This is a genomic window from Streptomyces sp. NPDC012510, assembly GCF_042955065.1.
In the GTDB taxonomy this organism is placed as follows: domain Bacteria; phylum Actinomycetota; class Actinomycetes; order Streptomycetales; family Streptomycetaceae; genus Streptomyces.
Genome location: NZ_JBIBEN010000018.1, coordinates 78,090 through 99,849, shown reverse-complemented (window position 1 = coordinate 99,849; position 21,760 = coordinate 78,090). Strand labels below are relative to the sequence as shown.

Below are 21,760 nucleotides of genomic sequence, written 5' to 3'. Positions count from 1 at the left end.
TTCATGACCCCGGAGCCGACCGATTCCCGTGAGTAGCCCTTGATCTCACGACGGTCGCCGGGCGCCGGGCCTTCCCGGCGAGGCGGCTCGTGCCGCCCGCCGCTGGGGCATTCCGCCAGGGGCGGCAGGTCAGCGCGGTGCCCGTGCCTTGCCCGTGCCTTGCCCGTCCCGGGACAGGACGGGTCGCGCACACGATGACGGTGACCGGGTTCGTCTCCCTCACCCCGCGGCTGTGCGGCCCTCGCTCCGGCGGGCGCCCCGCCCAGGGTGGTGGACCTCACTACGGCCGTCCTGTGGGACTCCGGGCCGGGTTCCGGGTCAGCCGTCGGCCCACTTCCGCAGCAGCGCCTCGCGCTGCTCGCGTCGGGGTGTGCCCTCGGCGGCGTGGGCGCGGCCCCAGTCCGCGAGGGTCTCCACGTCCGCCGTACCCGCGACGATCCGCTCCAGCAGGGCGACGGAGAGGTCGTACTCGGACTGGACGTAGCCTCCGAGAGCAGCGGCCGACTGCGCGTTCAGTTCGACGGTCCGGTCCGCCGTCTCGAGGTGCACCTCGAACGCGGCCGCGGCGTCACCGCCGCCCGCGACGGCGTTGGTGACGAGTTCGACGGCCGTGGTGCCGAGCAGCCGGGCGGCGGACCGGATCCGTACGTACCGCACGTCGATCGACCGGATCTCCGACCAGCCCCACACGGCGCTCTGGCCGGTCCCGAGCCCCTCCACCCAGTCCCGCGTCAGCCGCACCCCGTACCCGTACCCCTCCGGCTCCGCCCCGACGTACACACCACCGTCCGCGGCGATCCAGAACAGCCCGACCATGGCCATGAGTGCCTCCCCAAGCGACGTACGCGTTTCACCTGGTGAGACGGATTCCGGCATCGGACGGTTCAGCGGCCCGGCGCCGTCCGCTCTGTGGAAACCGGCCCAGGCGGACCGGTCATCAGCCCCGCTTCGGCCCCGTGATCGCCTCGCCGATGACGAAGCCCTTGGCGGGCCCTTCGGGGATGACGACCTCCGTGCCGTAGGGAAACCGCCGGATGTCCCCCCAGTCGGCCGCCTCCGGACGCGGTCCGGTGAAGAGCGTGACGGCGCCCTCACCATCGTGGTCGTCGATGAGGACCTACACCGGAATGCCGGCGCGGGCGTACTCGCGCCGCTTCTTCACCCGGTCCCGGTCCTGGTTCCGCTTCCCCGGGGAGACGACTTCGACGATGAGGTGCACGGAGTCGGCGGTCACACCCATGTCGTCCTTGTCACGGTAGGGCTCCGTGTCCTCCGGAGCGACGAAGGCGTCCGGGATCCACGCCTTACGGTTGTGGATCACGTTTCCGGCCTGGTAACAGGCGTACTCGCCGCCGTCCAAGAACTGGTCCAGGACCCGTCGCACTCGATTGGCGATCAGGCCGTGCGAACGGCGGGCGGTGGGCGACAACTCGATGGCTCCCTCAATGATCTCACCGCGGTAGCCCTCGGGTGGGTCCATGGCCTTCCACACCTGCCACAAGGCCTCGTCCGGGCTGGGTCCGTTCGCGAATACAGCCCCTGCCTCGGACATGGTCTCGAGCCTCTCCTGTGCAAAAGCGGTCAAGGTGGCACCTCCTCCTCAAGTGTGGGCTTCGCCTCGCGAACCACCACACTCCACGTCCCACACCCCACTCCCTCCCACCTGCCCGTACAACCATTCCCCCACCTCACACGTCTGATCGTCACCGGCGGTGCCCCCCGCCGGTGACGATCGGCATCACGCTCTGCAGCATCACGCCCTGAAGGACCCCATGACCTCAGCCAGACGTACGGCGACGGCGGCCGCGGCCACCGCCGTCGTGCTCGCCTCCACCGGCGGTCTGCTCCTCGCGACCGCCACGACGGCGAACGCGGCCGTCACCTGCGCCTCCCCCGTCTTCAAGCGGCAGTTCTATGGCAACACCACCTTCTCCGGCACGCCGAAGAAGACGGACTGCGACAGCGCGATCGACGAGAACTGGGGCACCGGCGCGCCCGCCACCGGGCTGGCGTCCAACAACTTCGGCGTCCGCTGGAGCGTGACCCGCGACTTCGGCTCCGGCGGCCCGTTCACGTTCTCCGTCTCCGGCCTGGACGGCATCCGCGTCTACCTCGACGGCGTCCGCAAGGTCGACCTGTGGAAGAACGTGTCGACGACCGTCTCCAAGACCGTCAACGTCACCATCCCCTCCGGCAAGCACACCCTCCGCGTCGACTACGTCAACTGGACCGGCTCCGCCAAGGTCAAGTTCACGTACGCGCCCCGCACTTCGGCCACCGTCGACAAGGTCAAGCCGCTCACCCCGACCGCCCCGGCGGTGACGTACGACCAGGCGACGGGTGCCGCCAAGCTCACCTGGGCGAAGAACAAGGAGATGGACCTGGCCGGGTACCGCGTCTACCGGCGCGGCAAGGGCGGCTCCTTCCCCACCTGGCACCTGGCGACGACCACCTCCACGTCGTACACCGACACCACGCTCCCGAAGTCGGGCGCGATCTACTACTACGAGGTCCGCGCCTACGACAAGGCGGGCAACGTGTCCACCGGCACCGCCGACCAGCGCGTCACCACGGTGGACCGGATCGCGCCGACCGTCCGTGATCTGAAGGTCGACGGCGAGACCTCGCTGAGCGGCGTGAGCCTGTGGTGGATGTCCGACGAGGGGTCGCTGACGTACGAGTTGCTGCGCTCCGGCGCGCCCGACGGCCCGTTCGAGGTGGCCGCGAAGAACCTGGGCAACTCCGCGACCGATGAGACCGCCCCCTACGGGGAGACCTCCTACTACAAGGTCGCGGCGACCGACGCGGCGGGCAACACCGGGTACTCGTCGGTGGTGTCGTTCGCCCGGCCGCTCGCCGTGCCGTACTTCAGCAGCTCGCAGAACCGGCCGGAGGACGGCGGCGGCGTCGACCTGGCCTGGCAGGTGTCGCCGTACGCGCCGACCGAGTTCCGCGTCCACCGCGAGGAGCGTCGCTTCGACGACGCGACCGGCACGTTCGCCACCGTCGACTCCCGGGTGGTGCCCTGCGCTCCGGAACTCACCGAGACCGCGTACGGCACCCGTCACACCTACGCCTGCACCGACACCTCGGTCGTGCCGAGCCCGTCGGACGGTTTCTACGTGTACTGGGTGACCACCGTCGACGCGCTCGGCCGGGAGTCGGGGCCGTCCCAGGTGCACCAGCACTCCTACGGTGACGGCACCGCCCCGCCGCTCGTCACCGGGTTCACGGCCACCGCCACCGAGTACGGCACGGTCCTGGACTGGGACGACAGCCCGTCCGCCGACGTGGACCACTACAACGTCTTCCGGCTCAGCACGGTGGACGACGGCACCGGCACCACGTACGTGGGCCGGGCCGAGGCGGGAAGCAGCCGGCTGGTCGACTCGGCGAACCTCCAGGACGGCGAGAAGCACACGTACTTCGTGGACGCGGTGGACACGTCCGGCAACTCCACCTACACGTCCACCGACAAGGCGACCTCCACCACCGTCACCGAGTACGACCTGCGGCCCACCGTGGAGACCCCCGCGGACTGGCTGGTCGACGTGAGCGCCGAGGCCGCCGACGGCGGGGCCGCGGTCGACCTCACCTGGAAGCTGTCCAGCGCGTACAACGGGCCGGACATCACCGGCTACCGGGTGTACCGGTGGAACCCGGCCACCGCCGCGTACGAGCCGCTGACCGCCGACCCGGTGACCGGCACGTCGTACACCGACACCACGGCCGCCGCCGGCACCACCCACTTCTACTGGGTGACCGCCCTCCACGCCGACGGCACCGAGTCCGCCCCCGGCGACGCCTGGGCGGCCCTGAACCCGACGAACGCCGAAGGACTTCAGTGATACGGCAACACCGCCTTCTCCGGTACGCCGAAGAAGACCGACCGAGCGGCGTCACCTGACCGCCGTACGTCACTCCTACACCCACGGCATCACAGCACCACGGCACCCGCGAACCCGCGACACCCGCGGCATGTGCGAACAGCGCGAAGGGCCCTGTCGGTACCCGGAGAGTACCGACAGGGCCCTTCGCTCGACACGACCCGTCCGTCGCGACCCGTCCGTCACGACCCGTCACGACCCGTCAGTCCGACGGCTGGCGCCCCTTAGGCCGCCACACCACCAACGCGCTGGTCTGCTGCACCTCCTGATACGGCACCAGATCGCGCCGGTAGGAGGCGTGGACCGCGGCCTCGCGCTGCTGCATGGCGGCGGCTGCGCCGTCGAGCGCGGCCTGCATCTCGGCCATCCTCGACTGGAGGGCGGCCACCTGGTTCTCCAGTTCGATGATGCGCTTGATGCCGGCCAGGTTGATGCCCTCGTCCTGCGACAACTGCTGGACGGTGCGCAGCAGTTCGATGTCACGGGCCGAGTAGCGGCGGCCCCGCCCGGCGGTGCGGTCGGGGGAGACCAGGCCCAGACGGTCGTACTGACGCAGGGTCTGCGGGTGCAGACCGGAGAGCTGGGCGGCCACCGAGATGACGTACACCGGTGTCTCTTCCGTCAGCTCATAGGGATTTCGACGGCGGCCGTCCATCACACTCATGCTCCCTTCGCGGCCTGGAACAGCTCCGCCCGCGGGTCCTCTCCCGCGGTCGCCTCGCGATACGCCTCCAGCGCGTCACGAGCCTTCCCCGACAGGTCCTTCGGAACACTCACCTCGACGGTGATCAGCAGATCCCCGCGGGTGCCGTCCTTACGGAAGGCGCCCTTGCCCCGGGCCCGCATCGTACGGCCGTTGGGGGTACCCGGAGGCAGTTTCAGGGTGACCGGCGGGCCGCCCAGGGTCGGGACCCTGACCTCCCCGCCCAGTGCCGCCTCGGCGAACGTCACGGGCACGGACACCGTGAGGTTGTCCTCCTTGCGTCCGAACACCGGGTGCGCGTCGACGTGCACGACCACGTAGAGGTCGCCGGCCGGGCCGCCCCGTTCACCGGGCGCGCCCTTGCCGCGCAGCCGGATCCGCTGGCCGTCGGAGACGCCCGCCGGGATACGGACCTGCATGGTGCGGGAGGACTTGGCGCGACCCGAGCCCTTGCAGATGTCGCAGGGGTGCTCGGCGATCAGGCCCCGGCCCTTGCAGTCCGGGCAGGGGTCGGTCAGGGAGAAGCCGCCGCCGGAGCCCCGCGCGACCTGGCCGGTGCCGACGCACGTCGGACACACCCGGGGGGTGCCGTTGGCGTCGCCGGTGCCCGAACAGGCCTTGCAGGGTGACTGCGAGGACATCCTGAGCGGTACGGTCGCGCCCTCGATGGCCTCGGTGAAGCTCAGCGTGACCTCGGACTCGACGTCCTGGCCGCGCCGGGGCTGCACCCGCGTGGTGCCGGAGCTGCCCCGGTTGAACAGGCCGCCGAAGACATCGCCGATGCCCCCGCCGAAGCCGCCCGCCCCCTGGGCGCCGCCGCCGAAGAGGTCGCCCAGGTCGAAGTTGAACGAGCCGCCGCCGGCGCCGGGCCCCGGGCGGTACCCGCCGTTGCCGAAGAGGGCGCGGGCCTCGTCGTACTCCTTGCGCTTCTTGGGGTCACCGAGGATGTCGTTCGCCTCGGAGATCTCCTTGAAGCGCTCCTCGGCCTTGACGTTCCCCTTGTTGGCGTCCGGGTGGTACTCGCGGGCGAGCTTGCGGTACGCCTTCTTGATCTCGGCCTCGGTGGCGTCCTTGGGGACGCCGAGGACCTTGTAGTAGTCCTTCTCGATGAAGTCCTTGGTACTCATCCGCGACGTCCCTCCTTCCACCGGGCGTGCACTGCGTCGGCGTCAGCCCTCGTCCGGGCCACCGCTCTCCTTGTCGTCGGCACCGGAGGCACCCTCCGCGGTCTCCGGGGAGTCCGCCTTGACGGTCTGGGCCCCCGGCTGGGGCTCGGCCACGGCCACCCGCGCGGGGCGGATGGTGCGCTCGCCGATGCGATACCCCGGCTGGAGAATCGCCACGCACGTCGTCTCGGTGACGTCGGGCGCGTAACTGTGCATCAGGGCCTCGTGGATCGTCGGGTCGAAAGGCTCGCCCTCCTTGCCGAACTGCATGAGTCCCATCTTCGCGGCGACGGTCTCGAGGGACTCGGCGACGGACTTGAAGCCGCCGACGAGTTCGCCGTGCTCCCGCGCGCGCCCGATGTCGTCGAGCACGGGCAGGAGTTCGGTCAGGAGGTTCGCGATGGCGATCTCCTTGACCTGGATCCGGTCGCGTTCGACCCGGCGCCGGTAGTTCTGGTACTCGGCCTGGAGCCGCTGGAGGTCCGCCGTGCGCTCACCGAGCGCCGTACGCACCTGGTCGAGCTGAGCCGTCAGACCGGCGACCTGGGCCGCCGCTGCCGCGTCCCCGGCCGGGGCCGCCCCCTCCTTGGGGGCGGCCTTCGGCTCGGCGTCCTCGGAGCCGGAGGGGACGTCGGGCTGCTGCGGCTGAGCCGACTGCGGCTGCTGCTCGTCGAAGCCCGGGGTCTCCTCCGTCACGCGGCACCGTCCTTCCGGTCCTCGTCGACGATCTCGGCGTCGACGACGTCGTCGTCAGCGGCCTTGGCCCCGGCGTCGCCGGCGCCCTCCGGACCACCCGCGGCCTGCGCGGCCTGGGCGTCCGCGTACAGGGCCTGGCCGAGCTTCTGCGAGACGGCCGCGACCTTCTCGGTGGCCGTGCGGATCTCGGCGGTGTCCTCGCCCTTGAGCGCGTCCTTCAGCTCGGTGACGGCGGCCTCGACCTCGGTCTTGATCTCGCCCGGGACCTTGTCCTCGTTGTCCTTGAGGAACTTCTCGGTCTGGTAGACGAGCTGCTCGCCCTGGTTGCGGGTCTCGGCGGCCTCGCGACGCTTGGTGTCCTCCTCCGCGTACTGCTCGGCCTCCTGGCGCATGCGGTCGACCTCGTCCTTCGGCAGCGAGGAGCCGCCGGTGACGGTCATCTTCTGCTCCTTGCCCGTGCCCAGGTCCTTGGCGGTCACGTGCATGATGCCGTTGGCGTCGATGTCGAAGGACACCTCGATCTGCGGGACGCCGCGGGGCGCCGGCGGCAGACCGGTCAGCTCGAACATCCCGAGCTTCTTGTTGTACGCCGCGATCTCGCGCTCGCCCTGGTAGACCTGGATCTGCACGGACGGCTGGTTGTCCTCGGCGGTGGTGAAGATCTCGGACCGCTTGGTCGGGATCGTCGTGTTCCGCTCGATGAGCTTGGTCATGATGCCGCCCTTGGTCTCGATACCGAGGGACAGCGGGGTGACGTCGAGGAGCAGGACGTCCTTGACCTCACCCTTGAGGACACCGGCCTGGAGCGAGGCGCCGATGGCGACGACCTCGTCCGGGTTCACACCCTTGTTGGCCTCCTTGCCGCCGGTCAGCTCCTTCACGAGCTCCGCGACGGCGGGCATACGGGTGGAGCCACCGACGAGAACGACGTGGTCGATCTCGGACAGGGCGATCCCGGCGTCCTTGATGACGTTGTGGAACGGCGTCTTGCAGCGCTCCAGCAGGTCCGCGGTCAGCTGCTGGAACTGGGCGCGGGTGAGCTTCTCGTCGAGGTGCAGGGGGCCCTCGGCGGACGCGGTGATGTAGGGCAGGTTGATCGAGGTCTCGGTGGAGGAGGACAGCTCGATCTTGGCCTTCTCGGCGGCCTCGCGCAGACGCTGCAGCGCCATCTTGTCCTTGGCGAGGTCCACGCCGTGACCGGCCCGGAACTGCTGCACCAGGTAGTCGACGACGCGCTGGTCCCAGTCGTCACCACCGAGGTGGTTGTCGCCGTTGGTTGCCTTCACCTCGACGACGCCGTCACCGATCTCCAGGAGCGACACGTCGAAGGTGCCGCCACCGAGGTCGAAGACGAGGATCGTCTGGTCGTCCTTGTCGAGGCCGTAGGCGAGGGCGGCGGCGGTGGGCTCGTTGACGATACGGAGCACGTTCAGCCCCGCGATCTCACCGGCCTCCTTGGTCGCCTGCCGCTCGGAGTCGTTGAAGTAGGCCGGGACGGTGATGACCGCGTCCGTGACCTTCTCGCCCAGGTAGGCCTCGGCGTCCCGCTTCAGCTTCTGCAGGATGAAGGCGGACATCTGCTGCGGGTTGAACGGCTTCCCGTCCAGCTCGACCTTCCAGTCGGTACCCATGTGCCGCTTCACGGACCGGATGGTCCGGTCCACGTTCGTGACCGCCTGGCGCTTCGCGACCTCGCCGACCAGCACTTCACCGTTCTTCGCGAAGGCGACGACGGACGGCGTGGTCCTGGCACCCTCGGCGTTGGTGATGACGGTGGGCTCGCCGCCCTCCAGAACGCTGACGACGGAGTTAGTCGTGCCCAGGTCGATGCCGACCGCACGTGCCATTTCGATTCCTCCAGCTGACTTGAGTGGAACGGACTCAAGTGTGCATGACGCCCACCGCTGGGTCAACAGAGCTGAGTCGAGGGGGCTCAACTCTTATGTTTTCCTTATGCGCAACCACCGGCTGACCTGCGACGACACTCCACCAAGGACGGGCAAGAGCACGCCCGAACGGGGTCCCCGGAGAGGCTGCCGGGGCCCCGGAGAGGCTGCGAGGGGCCGCGCACGGCCCGAGCCCGGCGCACGCCGGTCGGCTGCACCAGGTTCGACGGGCCCGGCAGGCTTCACGGGCTTCACGGGCTTCACGGGTTTCACGGCCGAGGCCGGTCAGCAGTGCGGCCCGGCTACCCCGCCCATCCCCGCCGTCCCAGTTCGGCGGCAGCCGCCCGGGGGCGCGACCGTTGGGCCCGGAGGGGGAGGTCGGGGGTGCGGCCTCCCGGAATGGGGCGCGGCCGGGAGCGGGTGGCTGCGACGGGGCGTGCCCCCGCCGGGGCCGGGCGCGCGCCCGGGGGACGACGGGCCGTCGCGCCCGGGGTGGGGCGGGAGGCCGGGCCCGGGGCGGGGCGGGAGGCCGGGCCGGGTGGCACGAAGAGCATGCCCAGCACGATCACCCCCGCGACCCCGGCCACCCACCACGCCGTACGTGACTCCGTCCACAGCATGTGGATACCGAGCCCGACCCCGGACGCCCCCGCCGCCGCCGCGCCCAGCACGAGCACCACCCCGGGCGGCGCGAGCCCGAGCCGCCGCAGCCGGTGGGCGAGATGGTCGGGCCCGCCGCGCCACACCTCCCGCCCCGCCCGCCTGCGGGACACGAGGACGAGTACGGCGTCGGCGGTGGCCACGGCCGTGAGGGCGAAGGGAGCGCCGACACCGGCCTCGTACCCGACGGCGTACACATGCAGCACACCCCCCGCGAGGAGGAGGCCCACGAAGAGCGCCCCGCCGGTGCCGAGCACGACGCGCGCGGGCGGCCAGTTGTGCATCAGGAACCCGGTGAGCGCGGCGGCCAGCACACTGAACAGCGCCGCCAGCCCGTCCATGACCTCGGCCGCCGCGCACCCGCTGAGCGCGAACGCGGTGACGGCGCCGACCACCCCGAGCACCCCGTCGGAGCGCCCCATCCCCTTGAACCCGTGCACCACGAAGACCACCCAGAGGACCCCAAGCAGCCCGCCCAGCACTCCCAGTTCGCGGTAGGGCACGACCAGCGCGGCGGCGAGGACGACCCCGGCCGTCCGCACCACGAAGGGCAGCCGCCACACATCACCGATCAGCCCGAGCACCCCCAGCCCGGCCCCGACCACGACCAGCGTCCCGGCCTCGCTCCCCAGCGGAGCGACCCCGCTCCACTCCCCCATGCAGGCCACACCGCCCACCCCGGCCATCACGGCGACGCCCCCGACCACCGGCACCCCCCGCCCCCGCCGCCGCTCCACGATCCCGAGCCGCAGCGCGGGCACACGCACGGCCGCCGACAGCACGGCGGTCAGCAACAGGGCGGAGGCAGCGGCGAGGATTCCGTACAGCACGGATCCAAGTTAGGCCTGAATGTCACAATTTCTCATGAATAACACGATCGTTTTGAAATGGCATGTTCGCCCGGGGGCCCACAGGGCGCACTCGGGTGGGCCCCGCCGCGCCACTCAGGTAACCCTCAGCGACGCAGATCACCGCCCGTCTGGCTACAGTGCGGCTGGAGAACTGGGTAGTCTCAGACGGACTGCATAAGTTACCGCTTAGTAATGATCTCCGAGGCGCCCGGCGGGTACCCCGGACGAAACCCTCGCAGGCCCGAGGAGCCCCCAATGCAACTCGCCGCGATCATCGTGTCGCTGGTCCTGACCGTGGTCGGCGTCGCCCTCATCGCCCGAGCCGTGGCGCAGATCTACCGGTTCGTGAAGCTCGGTCAGCCGGTGCCGGCGGGCAGCCGCACCGACAACCCGAAGGCGCGCACGATCACCCTGGTCAAGGAGTTCCTCGGCCACACCCGGATGAACCGGTGGGGGATCGTCGGCTTCGCGCACTGGTTCGTCGCGATCGGCTTCCTGACGCTGCCGCCGACCCTCGCCCAGGCGTACGGCCAGCTCTTCCAGGCGGACTGGATGCTGCCGGTCATCGGCGGCTTCCTGCCGTTCGAGATGTACATCGAGTTCATCGGCGTGATGACGACCCTGGGGATCCTCGTCCTCATCGCCATCCGGCTGCTCAACCTGCCCTCCCGGGCCGGCCGCAAGTCGCGCTTCGCGGGTTCCAAGGCCTGGCAGGCCTACTTCGTCGAGTACGTCATCCTCACCATCGGCCTCGCGATCTACACCCTGCGCGGCCTCGAGGGCGCCATCCACCACGTGGACCACTACGAGGCCGGGTACTTCGCCTCGTACCCGCTGGTCCTGGCCTTCAAGGACCTCGACCCGAGCACCCTGCAGAACCTGGTCTACCTCACCGCGATGATCAAGATCGGCACCTCGCTGATCTGGATGATCGTGGTCTCGCTGAACACCAACATGGGTGTCGCCTGGCACCGCTTCCTCGGCTTCCCGAACATCTGGTTCAAGCGCAACGCCGACGGCGCGACGGCGCTGGGTGCCCTGCAGCCGATGACCTCCGGCGGCAAGCCGATCGACTTCACCGACCCCGGTGACGACGACGTCTTCGGCGTCTCCCAGGTCGAGCAGTTCTCCTGGAAGGGCATCCTCGACTTCTCCACCTGCACCGAGTGCGGTCGCTGTCAGTCGCAGTGCCCGGCCTGGAACACCGGCAAGCCGCTCTCCCCGAAGCTGCTGATCATGTCGCTGCGCGACCACGCCCACGCCAAGGCCCCCTACCTGCTGGCGGGTGGCGGCAAGAGCATGGAGGGCGAGGAGAAGGCGTCCGAGGAGCAGCTCAAGGACGTGCCCGCCGCCGCCCTCGCCGAGGCGGAGCGGCCGCTGATCGGGACGGTCGAGGCTGCATCCGACAGCGGCTTGGCCACGGGCGGCGTCATCGACCCCGACGTCCTGTGGTCCTGCACCACCTGCGGCGCCTGCGTCGAGCAGTGCCCCGTCGACATCGAGCACGTCGACCACATCGTCGACATGCGCCGCTACCAGGTGATGATCGAGTCCGCGTTCCCGTCCGAGGCGGGCACGATGCTCAAGAACCTGGAGAAGAAGGGCAACCCCTGGGGCCTGGCGAAGAAGCAGCGCCTGGAGTGGCTCAAGGAGGTCGAGTTCGAGGTCCCGGTCGTCGGCAAGGACATCGAGGACCTCAGCGAGGTCGAGTACCTGTACTGGGTCGGCTGCGCCGGCGCCCTGGAGGACCGCGCCAAGAAGACCACCAAGGCCTTCGCGGAGCTGCTCCACATGGCGGGCGTCACGTTCGCCATCATGGGCGGCGACGAGAAGTGCACCGGTGACTCCGCCCGCCGTCTCGGCAACGAGCCCCTCTTCCAGGAGCTCGGCATGGAGAACGTCATGGCGCTGAACACGGCGTTCGGCGAGGAGATGGACGACGACGGCAAGGTCACCGACGAGTCCCGCAAGCCGAAGTCGGCCAAGAAGATCGTCGCCACCTGCCCGCACTGCCTCAACACCCTCGGCAACGAGTACCCGCAGCTCGGCGGCGACTACGAGGTCATCCACCACACCCAGTTGCTCCAGCACCTGGTGGACGAGGGCAAGCTGGTCCCGGTGACCCCGGTCGAGGGCATCATCACGTACCACGACCCCTGCTACCTGGGCCGCCACAACAAGATCTACACGCCGCCGCGCGAGATCATGACCGCCGTCCCCGGCCTGCGTCAGCAGGAGATGCACCGCCACAAGGAGCGCGGGTTCTGCTGTGGCGCCGGTGGCGCGCGGATGTGGATGGAGGAGCGGATCGGCAAGCGCATCAACGACGAGCGCGTCGACGAGGCCCTCTCCCTCAACCCGGACATCGTCTCCACCGCCTGCCCGTTCTGCCTCGTCATGCTGACCGACTCGGTCAACGGCAAGAAGAACGAGGGCAAAGCCAAGGAGTCCATCACGGTCGTCGACGTGGCCCAGCTCCTGCTGGAGTCCGTCAAGACCCCGGCCCCGGACGAGGACGAGCCTCCGGCGGGCGCGGCCGAGGCGGAGAGCGAGCCGGAGCCGCAGCCGGTGAAGTGACCCAGGCCAGTCCGATCGGCCGTTCGGCGCCCCCAGGTCCCACGCGGACCTGGGGGCGTCGTCGCGACGTTCCGTTCTCGTAGCCCGCTACGCCCTCGCTTTCTGCGCCTTCACTCCACCGTCCGCAGCCGCCATGATCCCGGCGCATTCTTCGAGCGCCGCGTGCAACGGCCTTACGAAGGCGGCGAGTTCGACGTCGGACGCCTTGCCTCCCTCCAGTACGGCCCCGACGACCGCGACGAGGACGGCGGCGGCCTTGAGCGCCTGCACATCGGCAAGCTCGTCGAGGAGGCCGCCGGGACGCGTTACCGCGAGCGCCTCCTTGCCGGTGCCCGGATCGACGCCGAGACTCCGCAGACGCGACGACGTGCTCATACCGCCACCTCCCACGGGCAGTAATCCTGTCCAAGAGTCGCGAGGACGGCCATCCGTCGCCGGTCGATTTCGGCGCACTCGCGTTCCCACAGGAGGACGTACGGCCGGACCACTGACCGCCCGTCGACGAAAACGACGTCCCCCGGGCACGGCAGCGGGCGCGAGGGCGCGGGCGAGGGCGCGGGGGCAAGGGGTGGTTGCGGCGGAGGCACACGGTGCGTTCCTCGGTCAGACAGGAAGGCTCATGACCGCGGCCACTAGGCTGCGCATAGGTCGACTCCTACTCAGTCGGCTCAGCCCCGGCATGGAAGCTCTCACTCTTCCCGCCGGGGCGTTTCTTTGGCTCATGGAATCGCCTTGTATCGCTCCGTCGCGATACGTATCTCAAAGATCGCACATCAGTCCGGTTGCCTAGCGTCGACTCCATGAACCCTGACACCGAGATCGACCACGGCGCGCCACTGACGCCGTACCGACAGCTGGCCGAGATCCTCCGCGCGCAGATCCAGCGCGGCGACTGGCAGCCCGGGCGGATGCTGCCGAGTGAAGCCCAGCTCGTGCAGCGGTACGGGATCGCTCGGACGACCGTACGGCGAGGGCTCGGCCTGCTGGCCGACGAAGGCTGGGTGTACGCCGTACCTCAGCGGGGCTGGTTCGTCACCGACCCCCTGCCGCCCTCCCCCGAACCCCGCGACTGACCAAGGTTCGGTCACGCGCCGCCTTCTCGCCGCTCAGGCCGCATTGGCTGATATCAGCCAATACCAATGAAGAGCGCCCCGGCACCCCTGCCGTTCCGCCGATCTCGCGATTTCTCAAATTTCTCAGGGGTCCCGTACAACCCAACCCCACCTCCGTCAGTCTCCTGTTCGCCTGCTTGCCCGTGAACCCCAGGTCAATCCGGGGTGAACGCGGACAGAAAGGGCACCCCATTTGACTGCGGACGTCTGCCAGGCGTCCGCATGCGGCAGGAGATTCCCGCATGCACAAGCATCTGCGACTCGCCCTCGCGACGGCCTCCGCGGTCGCGCTGACGGGCGGTCTGCTCACGTTCTCGGCCGTGACGGCGACGGCGGCCGACTCCGTCCACCACCCCGTGGCGGACTTCAACAACGACGGCTTCGGCGACGTCGCGTACGCGGCCGGGAGCGCCACCGTCGGCGGCAAGAAGGGCGCGGGTCAGATCGTCGCCCTGTACGGCTCGGCCAGCGGTGTGACGTCCACGAAGCGCACCACGATCAGCCAGAACACGACCGGTGTGCCCGGCAGCGCCGAGACGAACGACGGGTTCGGCTGGGTCAGCGCGTACGCCGACTTCAACGGCGACGGATACGACGACCTCGCCGTCTCGGCGTACCTGGAGGACGTGTCCGGCGACACGGACGGCGGCACGGTCGCCATCGTGTGGGGTTCGTCGAAGGGCCTGTCCGGCGCCACGACGATCAACGACCCGGCGCCTTCGTCCCACGACAAGTGGGGCAAGTCCCTGGCCGCCGGTGACTTCGACGGCGACGGGAAGGAGGACCTCGCGGTCGGGGCCACGTCGTCCACGATCCACGTCTTCAAGGGCGGCATCGCCAAGTCCGGCACCGCGGGCGGCCGTTACACCGTCAAGCCGCCCATCATGTCCGGCAGCGGCACGGGCCCGCTCAACCTCACCGCGGGCGACGTCAACGGCGACAAGCGGACCGACCTGATCGTCGACGGTTTCGAGACGGACAGCGCGTACGGCTGGAACGCCAACTACTACGTACCCGGCACGGCCACCGGTCTGAAGGCAGCGTCCGCGCAGAAGCTGAAGCCCGGCATCATCACCGGCATCGGTGACGTCAACGGCGACGGTTACGGCGACATCGTGACCGGCTCCGAGTGGGACCCGTCGAAGGACGGCAGCGAGCCCTCCGTGCCCGAGTCCGCCACCGGTGGCAAGGTCCACATCGTCTACGGCTCGGCCGCCGGCCCGGCGGGGGCCACCTCGGTCACCCAGAACTCCGGCAACGTCCCCGGCTCCTCCGAGCGCGGCGACTTCTTCGGCAACGAGATCTCACTCGGCGACATCAACGGCGACGGCTTCCAGGACCTGGTGGTGGGCGCGGCCGGCGAGAACCTGAACGGCGTCGTCAACACCGGCGCGGTGACGGTCCTCTACGGCTCGGGCTCCGGCGTCAACACGTCCTCCGGCTACCAGTACTTCGCCCAGTCCACGGCGGGCGTCCCCGGCTCGGACGAGGGAGACGACTTCTTCGGCTCCGAGGTCAAGCTCACCGACGTCACGGGCGACGGCAAGGCGGACCTGACGGTCGGCGCGTACGGCGAGAACGCCGGCAACGGCTCGGTCGTCTACCTGCCCTCCAACGGCTCGAAGATCACCACGACCGGCTCGCGCTCGCTGGCGCCGTCCTCGGTCGGCGTCTCGACGGACGCGGCCCCGCTGTTCGGCGGCAACGCGGCCAACTAACCCGTCCGTACACCAGTTGGGTCCGCACCCGGGCAGGGTGCGGACCCTCCTTTCTTCCTTCCGCCCCTCGTCCTTCCTTCCGTCCCTCCTCCTTCCTTTCATCTCCCCTCCATCTCGCTGGATTCCATCCGTTCCTCCCTCCTTCTCCCTGGAGCCCTCCCGTTGCGCAGGCGCACCCCCCATACGTCAGGGGTGAAGTGGGTACGGAGTTGAAGCCCGACTGACGGTGGACGACACGGGGGTGGCGGATGACGGGCGTGCGTGGTGGGCTCCGAGTCCTGGCCGGGGCAGGGTTGTTGGTCACGGCCGGGGTGGCGACGAACCAGGTCCTGTCGGACGGAAGGTTCAGCTGGACCTGGCTGTACGCCTCACTGGCCGTGGCGGTCCTCAGTCTGCTCTGCTCGGAACTGGGCACCGCCACCACCGCCGCCGCCCCTTCCGAGGAACCCGCACACGGCCGCCGCAGGGTCTATCTGCGACAACTGCGGGCCAGCGTCCGGGACATGGAGACCGTCGGCGTCGCCACCCAGAGCGAGTTCGTGTTCCGGATGCGCCAGGTGTACGTGGATGTCAGCGTCGTACCGCAGACCCTGCACGCCGCCGCGAGGGAGCCGTACCTGGGATCCATGCCCGGCGGGGAACGCCGCAGCCTGAAGTCGGTGCTCCGGGACGCCGAACGCGACGAGCGGTCCCGCGTCCTCGCGGTCATCGGCGGCCCCGGCTCGGGCAAGACGACGCTGGCCCGGAACACCGCCCTCGAACTGTGTGAACACCGCTGGCGCCCGTGGCGGCGACGGCTGCCGGTGCTGCTGTATCTGCGGGACCACGCCACGGCGTTGCTGTCCGACGAACCTCCGACGCTCGCCGCCGTGGCGGGCTCGGCCGGCTGGCTGGAAGGCCGGGTCTCCGTCCGCTGGCTGCACCGCCGCCTCGATCGCGGTGGCTGCGTGGTGCTGCTGGACGGCCTGGACGAGGTCGCCGACCCGGCGGACCGGAGCCGGGTCGTGGCCTGGGTCGGCCGCCAGATCCAACGGCATCCCCGCAACACGTACGTCGTGACCTCCCGCCCCCACGGCTACGAGTCGAACCCCCTCCCGGGCGCGGAGGTGCTCCAGGTCCGCCGCTTCACCTGGCAGCAGATCGAACGGTTCCTGCGCCAGTGGTCCTTCGCCACGGAGAGCCGCGCCCGGGAAGGCACCCGGCAGGAGATACGGGCAGCCGCGGACCGGAGCGCCGACGACCTGCTGTCCCGGCTGCGCAGACAGGCGGCACTGTACGACCTGGCGTCCAACCCGCTGCTGCTGACAATGACCGCGAACGTGCACCGCTATCGCGGCCAACTACCGGGAAGCCGCGCGGAGTTGTACGCGGAGATGTGCGACGTCCTGCTGCACCGCCGCTCCGAGGCGCGGGGCCTGCGCGACGCCACCGGCCTCACCGGGCCGCACAAGCAGCATGTGGCCCAGCACCTGGCGCTGGCCATGATGAAGGCGAGGGTCAGGGACTGGTCGGCGCGCGAAGCGGCCAGAGCGATCCGCCGGCCCCTGCGTCAGATCCCGGGCCAGGTCGCCCCCGAGGTGTTCCTGGAGGAGGCCCGGAAGAGCGGCCTGATCGTCGAACGCGAACACGGTGTCTACGGCTTCGCCCATCTGACCCTGCAGGAGTACCTGGCCGCCGCCCAGCTCAGTACCCCCCGCGCCGACACGTCCGTACTGACGGCGAACGTCGACGACCCGTGGTGGCGTGAGACCACCCTGCTCTGGTCCGCCGCCAACGACGCCACGCTCGTGATCACCGCCTGCCTGGACCGGGACACCGTCCCCGCGCTGGCCCTGGCCTTCGAGTGCGAGGACCAGGCCAGGACCGTCGACCCGGAGGTCCGGGACCGACTCTCACACCGGATCAACGACGCAACCCTCGCCTCCCCTCACCGCTCGCGCCTCCTCATCGGGATCTGGGCCACCCAGACCCTTCGGGAGGCGATCCAGCTCGACGACACCACCGCCCTGTGCGCGCACCCCGTCCCCCACTCCCTCTACCGGTACTTCGTCCGCTATGAACACGAGGCCGGCCGCTTCCACCCCGACCCGGACGGCCTGAACCGCTGGCGCTCAGGCCCCGGCCTCCTGGAGGACGGCCACGACGGGACGCACGCCATGGTCGGCATGCAGGCCGGAGACGCCGAACGCTTCGTCGAATGGCTCAACCACATCACCGGAGACGGCTGTTACCGGCTGCCCACCCCGGACGAACTGCGCGACCCCGCGGCCGCCATGGCCGCGGACCTCACCCGGCACACGGTCTGGGCCCAGGACGACACCGGCACCGTCCTCCACGCGCCACCGAACGTCGCGTGGCCCTACGCGCACGACCCCGCGCTGCTGCCCACGCTCCCGGTCACCGACCGACAGCACCTCACCCCCTACCTCGAACTCCTGGGCATGGAACCGGCCCAGCGCGCCCGGGTGGAGAGCTGGGCCCGCGTCCTCGACCGCGCCATCGCACACGTTTCCGAACTGCGTGACCCGTCCGGCCCCTCGCCGCTGGAATTCCCCCTGGCCCTGGCCACCGCGCTCACCCTCGACCTCGCACTCACCCGCACCGTCGACATGGTGCGCGGTGTCCACCCCGACTTCGCCCCCGCCACAGTCAGCCAGCACACCTTCGACACCTCCTCCCTCCCGAGCCTCGGCGGCGAGCGCGAACTCGAACGCGTCCGCCGCCTCGCCGACGCCCTCACCCCCAACTCCTTCCTCCGCCTGGAACTCGGCCTCGTCGGCATCGACGACGCCCTCGGACCGGACGACCAAGGGCCCTACCCGCCCTACCAGAGCTTCACCGACGTGCTCGGCCTCGCCCGCGCCCGAGCCCTGACCACCGCCCGGCACCTCGACCCCGCCCGCGCGCCCGATCTCACCGCCGACTCCCTCCCCGACCGCGACCACGTCCTGACCCGCGCCCGCACGCTCGACCTCGCACCCCACCTCCTCCCGGGGCTCGATCCCGTCATGAGCCCGGACGGCAGCCCCGCCGTCTACCTCGGCCACGACTTCCGCCCCACCCCGGAACCGCTGCTCGCCCTCGACCTGGTCCTCGACCCCGACCGACACCACCATGCCCAGATCCTGCACCCCGCTCTCACCGCGCTCCGGACCCTGATCCGCATGTCACCTCCCCGTCTGGCCACCGGGCCCTCGGTCCTCGCGAACCTCGACAGCCATCTGAGGGAGACAGCCGACTGGGACTCCTTCGCACTGCGCGCCACGGAAGACCCCGCCACCTGCGTGCACCGTGCCCGCACCCTCCTCCAGGAGGCCGGCGTCGCCGACCACGTGGACGACCAGGCGCGCACGGCCGTCGACACCGCCGCGGACCTGCTCACCGCCCTACGGGACCGGAGGGCGTCCTCGGACACCCGAGGCCTGGCCTGCGCCCGCACAGCGGTCCTGGCCGCCGTCTCGTCCCTGTCACGGGTACGCCATGACGTCCGGGAACCCCGCACCCTCCTGTACCTGGCATGGCACAGCCTGACCACACTCGACCACCCCGCCCCGGGCGAGGACCTCCCCAACCAGATCCTCCTCCTCACCCGCACCCGCCCCTAGCGTCCGCTCACCCGTCTCGCCGCGCCACCGGCCGAGCGCGGACGGACAATGGGACTTGCCATCACAAAGCGAACAAACCAGGGAAAGCCGGCGATCATCATGGCCGAACACCCCAACGCAACCCTCGTCCGCAAGGGCTACGAAGCCTTCAAGCGCGGCGACATGGACACCCTCCGCGGCCTGATGGCCTCGGACTGCACGCACCACGTCCCCGGCAGCCACCTCCTGTCGGGCGATTTCAAGGGCCAGGACTCGATCATCGGCCTGTACCAGCGGCTCTACGAGGAGACCGGCGGGACCTTCGACGTCGAGCTGAGCCATGTCTGCGTGGACGGGCGCGGCCACGCGGTCTCCGTACACCGCTACACCGCCGAGCGCGGCGACAAGCGGATCGAGCAGAACGGCTGCCTCGTCTTCCGCATCGTCGGAGACAAGTTCACCGACATCGACGAGTGCCAGGAGGACATGGACAAGGAGAGCGAGTTCTGGTCCTAGCCGCCCCGCCACAGACGCCCTCTCCCCCGGAACCGACTCCGCCCGACGAGACCGGAGCGGGTGACGTGCCCTCCGGTGGCACCGTCCCGGGGGTCCGGCTGGGTCCGGCCTTACAGGTTGTCGCCCCAGCCGCTCTGGATCATCGTCTGGAACGCCCAGGTTCCGTCCCTGCGGACGAGGACGTCGGCGTAGTCCGTCTCCTGAGTCAGGTCGCCCATGGTGACGGAGGAGTGGGTGAACACCACGGCCATGGAGGCGGAGAGGAAGACGGGCGTACGGGTGTTACGGAAGGCGACCTCCTGGCTGCCGTCCCCCATGACGTGGGACATGGTGGCGATGAACTGCCTGCGGTCCCACTGCGCCGACCTGCCGTTGCCGGCGGAGTCGTCGCTGATCAGGTTGAGCGGGAAGACGGCCATGTCCGCCATGTGCTCGACGTCGTTCCTGACGCAGTGCCCGTCGTACTCCTCGAACCAGGCGTCCAGGCTCGCGCGGTCCTCGGCGGTGGGGGCATAGCCGGTCTGGGGCAGGATCACACAGGCTCCTTCGGTGAGGTGACGTTGAGTGACTCATCAAATTTGACTACTTCTCGAGTATAGCCACATCCGCACCGGGCAACATCGGATGCGCCACCGCTTCGGCCCGGTCGTCCGTGCGACTCCCCCGCGGGAGCGGGCAGCGCCCCGCCGCCAGAATCTCGAACACCGGCGGCACACCCCCAGACACGCACCACCCCGGACACGCACCACCCCGAGACGCAGACCCCGACGCGCACAACCCCGCACGACCTCCAGGTGTCACACAGGTGAACCAGCCACCATCCCCGACATCCGGCCACCCACCTGGAGCCCCCCGTGCACAGACGGACATACGCCCTGGCCGCCGCCGGCGCAGCCGCGGCGGCACTGACCCTGCCTCTCCTCCCCCACCCGGCGGTGGCCCAGCCCACCTCCCCTGTGACCAGCGACTTCAACGCCGACGGCTATCCGGACCTCGCCGTCGGCGTCCCCGACGCGACCGTGAACGGCAAGGCGAAGGCCGGCTATGTGAACGTCCTCTGGGGCGGCACCAAGGGCGTCGGCAGGCACGGCGGCATCCGGATCAGCCAGTCGACCGCCGAGGTCCCCGGCACCCCGGAGGCGGGCGACCGCTTCGGCGCGGCGGTGGCGCTGGTGGACACCAGCGGTGACGGCGTGGCCGAACTGCTCGTCGGCGCGCCCGGCGAGGACATCAGCGGGCGCGGCAAGGACGCGGGCCTGGTCCAGGTGATCGGCGGCGCGAAGAGCGCCACGAACGGCCGCCCCGGCCCGGGGTCGAACGTCATCACCGGCCCCTCCGCCTCCGCCGCGTACGGCTGGTCGGTGGCCGCCGCCGATCTGACCGGCGACGGCGGCCGGGACATCGTGACCGGCGGCCGGGACAAGGTCGTCCTGCGCGCCGTCGTCGACGACGGCGAGGACGTGGTCGTCACCACCGTCCTCGCCACCCCCATGGGTGGCCGTGCCCCGCTCCTGGCCACCGGCGACTTCACCGCCGACGGCACCGACGACCTGGCCCTCGCCTTCCACACGATCAACGCCCCCCACACCCAGTCGCACGTACGGCTCTGGTCCTGGGACCCGGCCGAGCGGCGCATGGCCAACACCTGGAACGCCGACAACGGCGCCGCCTCCGCGCTCGCCGTCGGCGACTTCGACGGTGACGGCCTGGACGACCTGGCCCTCGGCGAGTGCCGCGAGATCGCCGACGAGAACATCGACGACCCGTGCGGCCCGGAGTCGTACGCCGAGGGCGGCGGCATCCACGTCCTCTACGGCCACGCGAACTCCTTCGGCTTCCGCTCCCAGACCCTCAACCAGGACACGGTCGGCGTGTACGGCGTCGCCGAGGACGGCGACCGCTTCGGCGCCTCCCTCGCCGTACTGGACTGGAACGGCGACGGCCGCGACGACCTGATCGCCGGCGCCCCCGGCGAGGCCATCGGCACCCGCGCGGCGGCCGGAGCGGCCACGCTGCTGCTGGGCCACGCCGGCGGCATCGTCGACCGGTTCGGCGAGGCGTCGTCCGTGCCGTACCACCAGGCCCGGCCCGGCGTCCCCGGCGCCGCCGAGGCCTCCGACGCCTTCGGCGCGGCCGTCGCCACCGGCGACTTCGACAAGGACGGCACCCCGGAAACGGCCGTCGGCAGCCCCGGCGAGAACACGGCTTCCGGCGGCGTCTGGGTCTTCCCGAAGACCTCGGTCACCGGTTCCTACGCCCTCACCCCGAAGAACCTGGGCCTGCCGTCCCCGACGACGGCGTTGTCGTACGGCAGGTTCCTGAGCAGCCACTGAGACGCCCGGAGGCGGCCCCGGCGAGACCATCGAAAGAACCCCCGACGGAAACCCCTGACGAGAACCCGCGA

At 70.3% G+C, this 21,760-nt stretch carries 16 protein-coding genes; 7 read left to right on the top strand and 9 right to left on the bottom strand.

Going from position 1 to position 21,760, the window contains the following annotated elements:
• Nucleotides 1-318: 318 nt before the first annotated feature.
• Together ACFY9I_RS29780 and ACFY9I_RS29775 are read right to left on the bottom strand one after the other, a co-directional pair.
• Nucleotides 319-822 carry a hypothetical protein gene (locus tag ACFY9I_RS29780; protein ID WP_391007132.1) on the bottom strand — a complete coding sequence of 168 codons (504 nt, stop codon included), beginning with the start codon at nt 820-822 and terminating at the stop codon, nt 319-321.
• 295 nt (nt 823-1,117) lie between these two features.
• Nucleotides 1,118-1,552 carry a Uma2 family endonuclease gene (locus ACFY9I_RS29775; protein WP_391007130.1) on the bottom strand — a complete coding sequence of 145 codons (435 nt, stop codon included), beginning with the start codon at nt 1,550-1,552 and terminating at the stop codon, nt 1,118-1,120.
• Nucleotides 1,553-1,772: 220 nt separating this feature from the next.
• Here ACFY9I_RS29775 and ACFY9I_RS29770 point away from each other — a divergent pair, with 220 nt between their 5' ends.
• Nucleotides 1,773-3,848, top strand: coding sequence for a PA14 domain-containing protein (locus ACFY9I_RS29770; RefSeq protein WP_391007128.1), 2,076 nt, complete (start codon nt 1,773-1,775; stop codon nt 3,846-3,848).
• Nucleotides 3,849-4,089: 241 nt separating this feature from the next.
• Here the strand turns inward: ACFY9I_RS29770 and ACFY9I_RS29765 are convergent, their stop codons facing one another.
• From ACFY9I_RS29765 to ACFY9I_RS29745, 5 genes are all read right to left on the bottom strand, one after another.
• Complete coding sequence (locus tag ACFY9I_RS29765; RefSeq protein ID WP_391007293.1) at nt 4,090-4,542, bottom strand: heat shock protein transcriptional repressor HspR; 453 nt, start codon at nt 4,540-4,542, stop codon at nt 4,090-4,092.
• Nucleotides 4,543-4,547: 5 nt separating this feature from the next.
• The gene (gene dnaJ, locus ACFY9I_RS29760) at nt 4,548-5,717 is read right to left on the bottom strand and encodes a molecular chaperone DnaJ (RefSeq protein ID WP_391007126.1); all 1,170 of its coding nucleotides are present in this window, start codon (nt 5,715-5,717) and stop codon (nt 4,548-4,550) included.
• Nucleotides 5,718-5,759: 42 nt separating this feature from the next.
• Nucleotides 5,760-6,452: a nucleotide exchange factor GrpE gene (gene grpE / locus ACFY9I_RS29755; protein WP_391007124.1), complete on the bottom strand. Its 693-nt coding sequence runs from the start codon at nt 6,450-6,452 to the stop codon at nt 5,760-5,762.
• Nucleotides 6,449-8,299: a molecular chaperone DnaK gene (dnaK, locus tag ACFY9I_RS29750; protein ID WP_391007122.1), complete on the bottom strand. Its 1,851-nt coding sequence runs from the start codon at nt 8,297-8,299 to the stop codon at nt 6,449-6,451. The genes grpE and dnaK overlap by 4 nt, the downstream gene beginning before the upstream one ends.
• 341 nt (nt 8,300-8,640) lie before the next feature.
• The gene (locus tag ACFY9I_RS29745) at nt 8,641-9,828 is read right to left on the bottom strand and encodes an undecaprenyl/decaprenyl-phosphate alpha-N-acetylglucosaminyl 1-phosphate transferase (RefSeq protein WP_391007120.1); all 1,188 of its coding nucleotides are present in this window, start codon (nt 9,826-9,828) and stop codon (nt 8,641-8,643) included.
• A gap of 276 nt (nt 9,829-10,104) precedes the next feature.
• On the opposite strand from ACFY9I_RS29745, the gene ACFY9I_RS29740 reads away from it, so the two are divergent.
• Nucleotides 10,105-12,426 carry a heterodisulfide reductase-related iron-sulfur binding cluster gene (locus tag ACFY9I_RS29740; protein WP_391007118.1) on the top strand — a complete coding sequence of 774 codons (2,322 nt, stop codon included), beginning with the start codon at nt 10,105-10,107 and terminating at the stop codon, nt 12,424-12,426.
• 87 nt (nt 12,427-12,513) lie between these two features.
• Here the strand turns inward: ACFY9I_RS29740 and ACFY9I_RS29735 are convergent, their stop codons facing one another.
• A complete protein-coding gene (locus ACFY9I_RS29735) occupies nt 12,514-12,801 on the bottom strand; it encodes a hypothetical protein (RefSeq protein ID WP_391007117.1) in 288 nt (95 codons plus the stop codon).
• A 425-nt stretch (nt 12,802-13,226) separates the two neighbouring features.
• On the opposite strand from ACFY9I_RS29735, the gene ACFY9I_RS29730 reads away from it, so the two are divergent.
• The 4 genes from ACFY9I_RS29730 (at nt 13,227) to ACFY9I_RS29715 (ending at nt 19,356) form a co-directional block, all read left to right on the top strand.
• Nucleotides 13,227-13,499 (top strand): GntR family transcriptional regulator, encoded by a 273-nt coding sequence (locus tag ACFY9I_RS29730; RefSeq protein ID WP_391007115.1) that lies wholly within the window; start codon nt 13,227-13,229, stop codon nt 13,497-13,499.
• 281 nt (nt 13,500-13,780) lie between these two features.
• Nucleotides 13,781-15,256 (top strand): FG-GAP-like repeat-containing protein, encoded by a 1,476-nt coding sequence (locus tag ACFY9I_RS29725; protein ID WP_391007114.1) that lies wholly within the window; start codon nt 13,781-13,783, stop codon nt 15,254-15,256.
• A gap of 248 nt (nt 15,257-15,504) precedes the next feature.
• Nucleotides 15,505-18,861 (top strand): NACHT domain-containing protein, encoded by a 3,357-nt coding sequence (locus ACFY9I_RS29720; RefSeq protein WP_391007113.1) that lies wholly within the window; start codon nt 15,505-15,507, stop codon nt 18,859-18,861.
• Between the two features lie 99 nt (nt 18,862-18,960).
• Nucleotides 18,961-19,356 carry a nuclear transport factor 2 family protein gene (locus ACFY9I_RS29715; RefSeq protein WP_391007112.1) on the top strand — a complete coding sequence of 132 codons (396 nt, stop codon included), beginning with the start codon at nt 18,961-18,963 and terminating at the stop codon, nt 19,354-19,356.
• Between the two features lie 110 nt (nt 19,357-19,466).
• Here the strand turns inward: ACFY9I_RS29715 and ACFY9I_RS29710 are convergent, their stop codons facing one another.
• A complete protein-coding gene (locus tag ACFY9I_RS29710; RefSeq protein WP_391007292.1) occupies nt 19,467-19,886 on the bottom strand; it encodes a nuclear transport factor 2 family protein in 420 nt (139 codons plus the stop codon).
• A gap of 324 nt (nt 19,887-20,210) precedes the next feature.
• On the opposite strand from ACFY9I_RS29710, the gene ACFY9I_RS29705 reads away from it, so the two are divergent.
• Nucleotides 20,211-21,689 (top strand): FG-GAP repeat protein, encoded by a 1,479-nt coding sequence (locus ACFY9I_RS29705; protein WP_391007110.1) that lies wholly within the window; start codon nt 20,211-20,213, stop codon nt 21,687-21,689.
• The last annotated feature ends 71 nt before the right edge of the window (nt 21,690-21,760 follow it).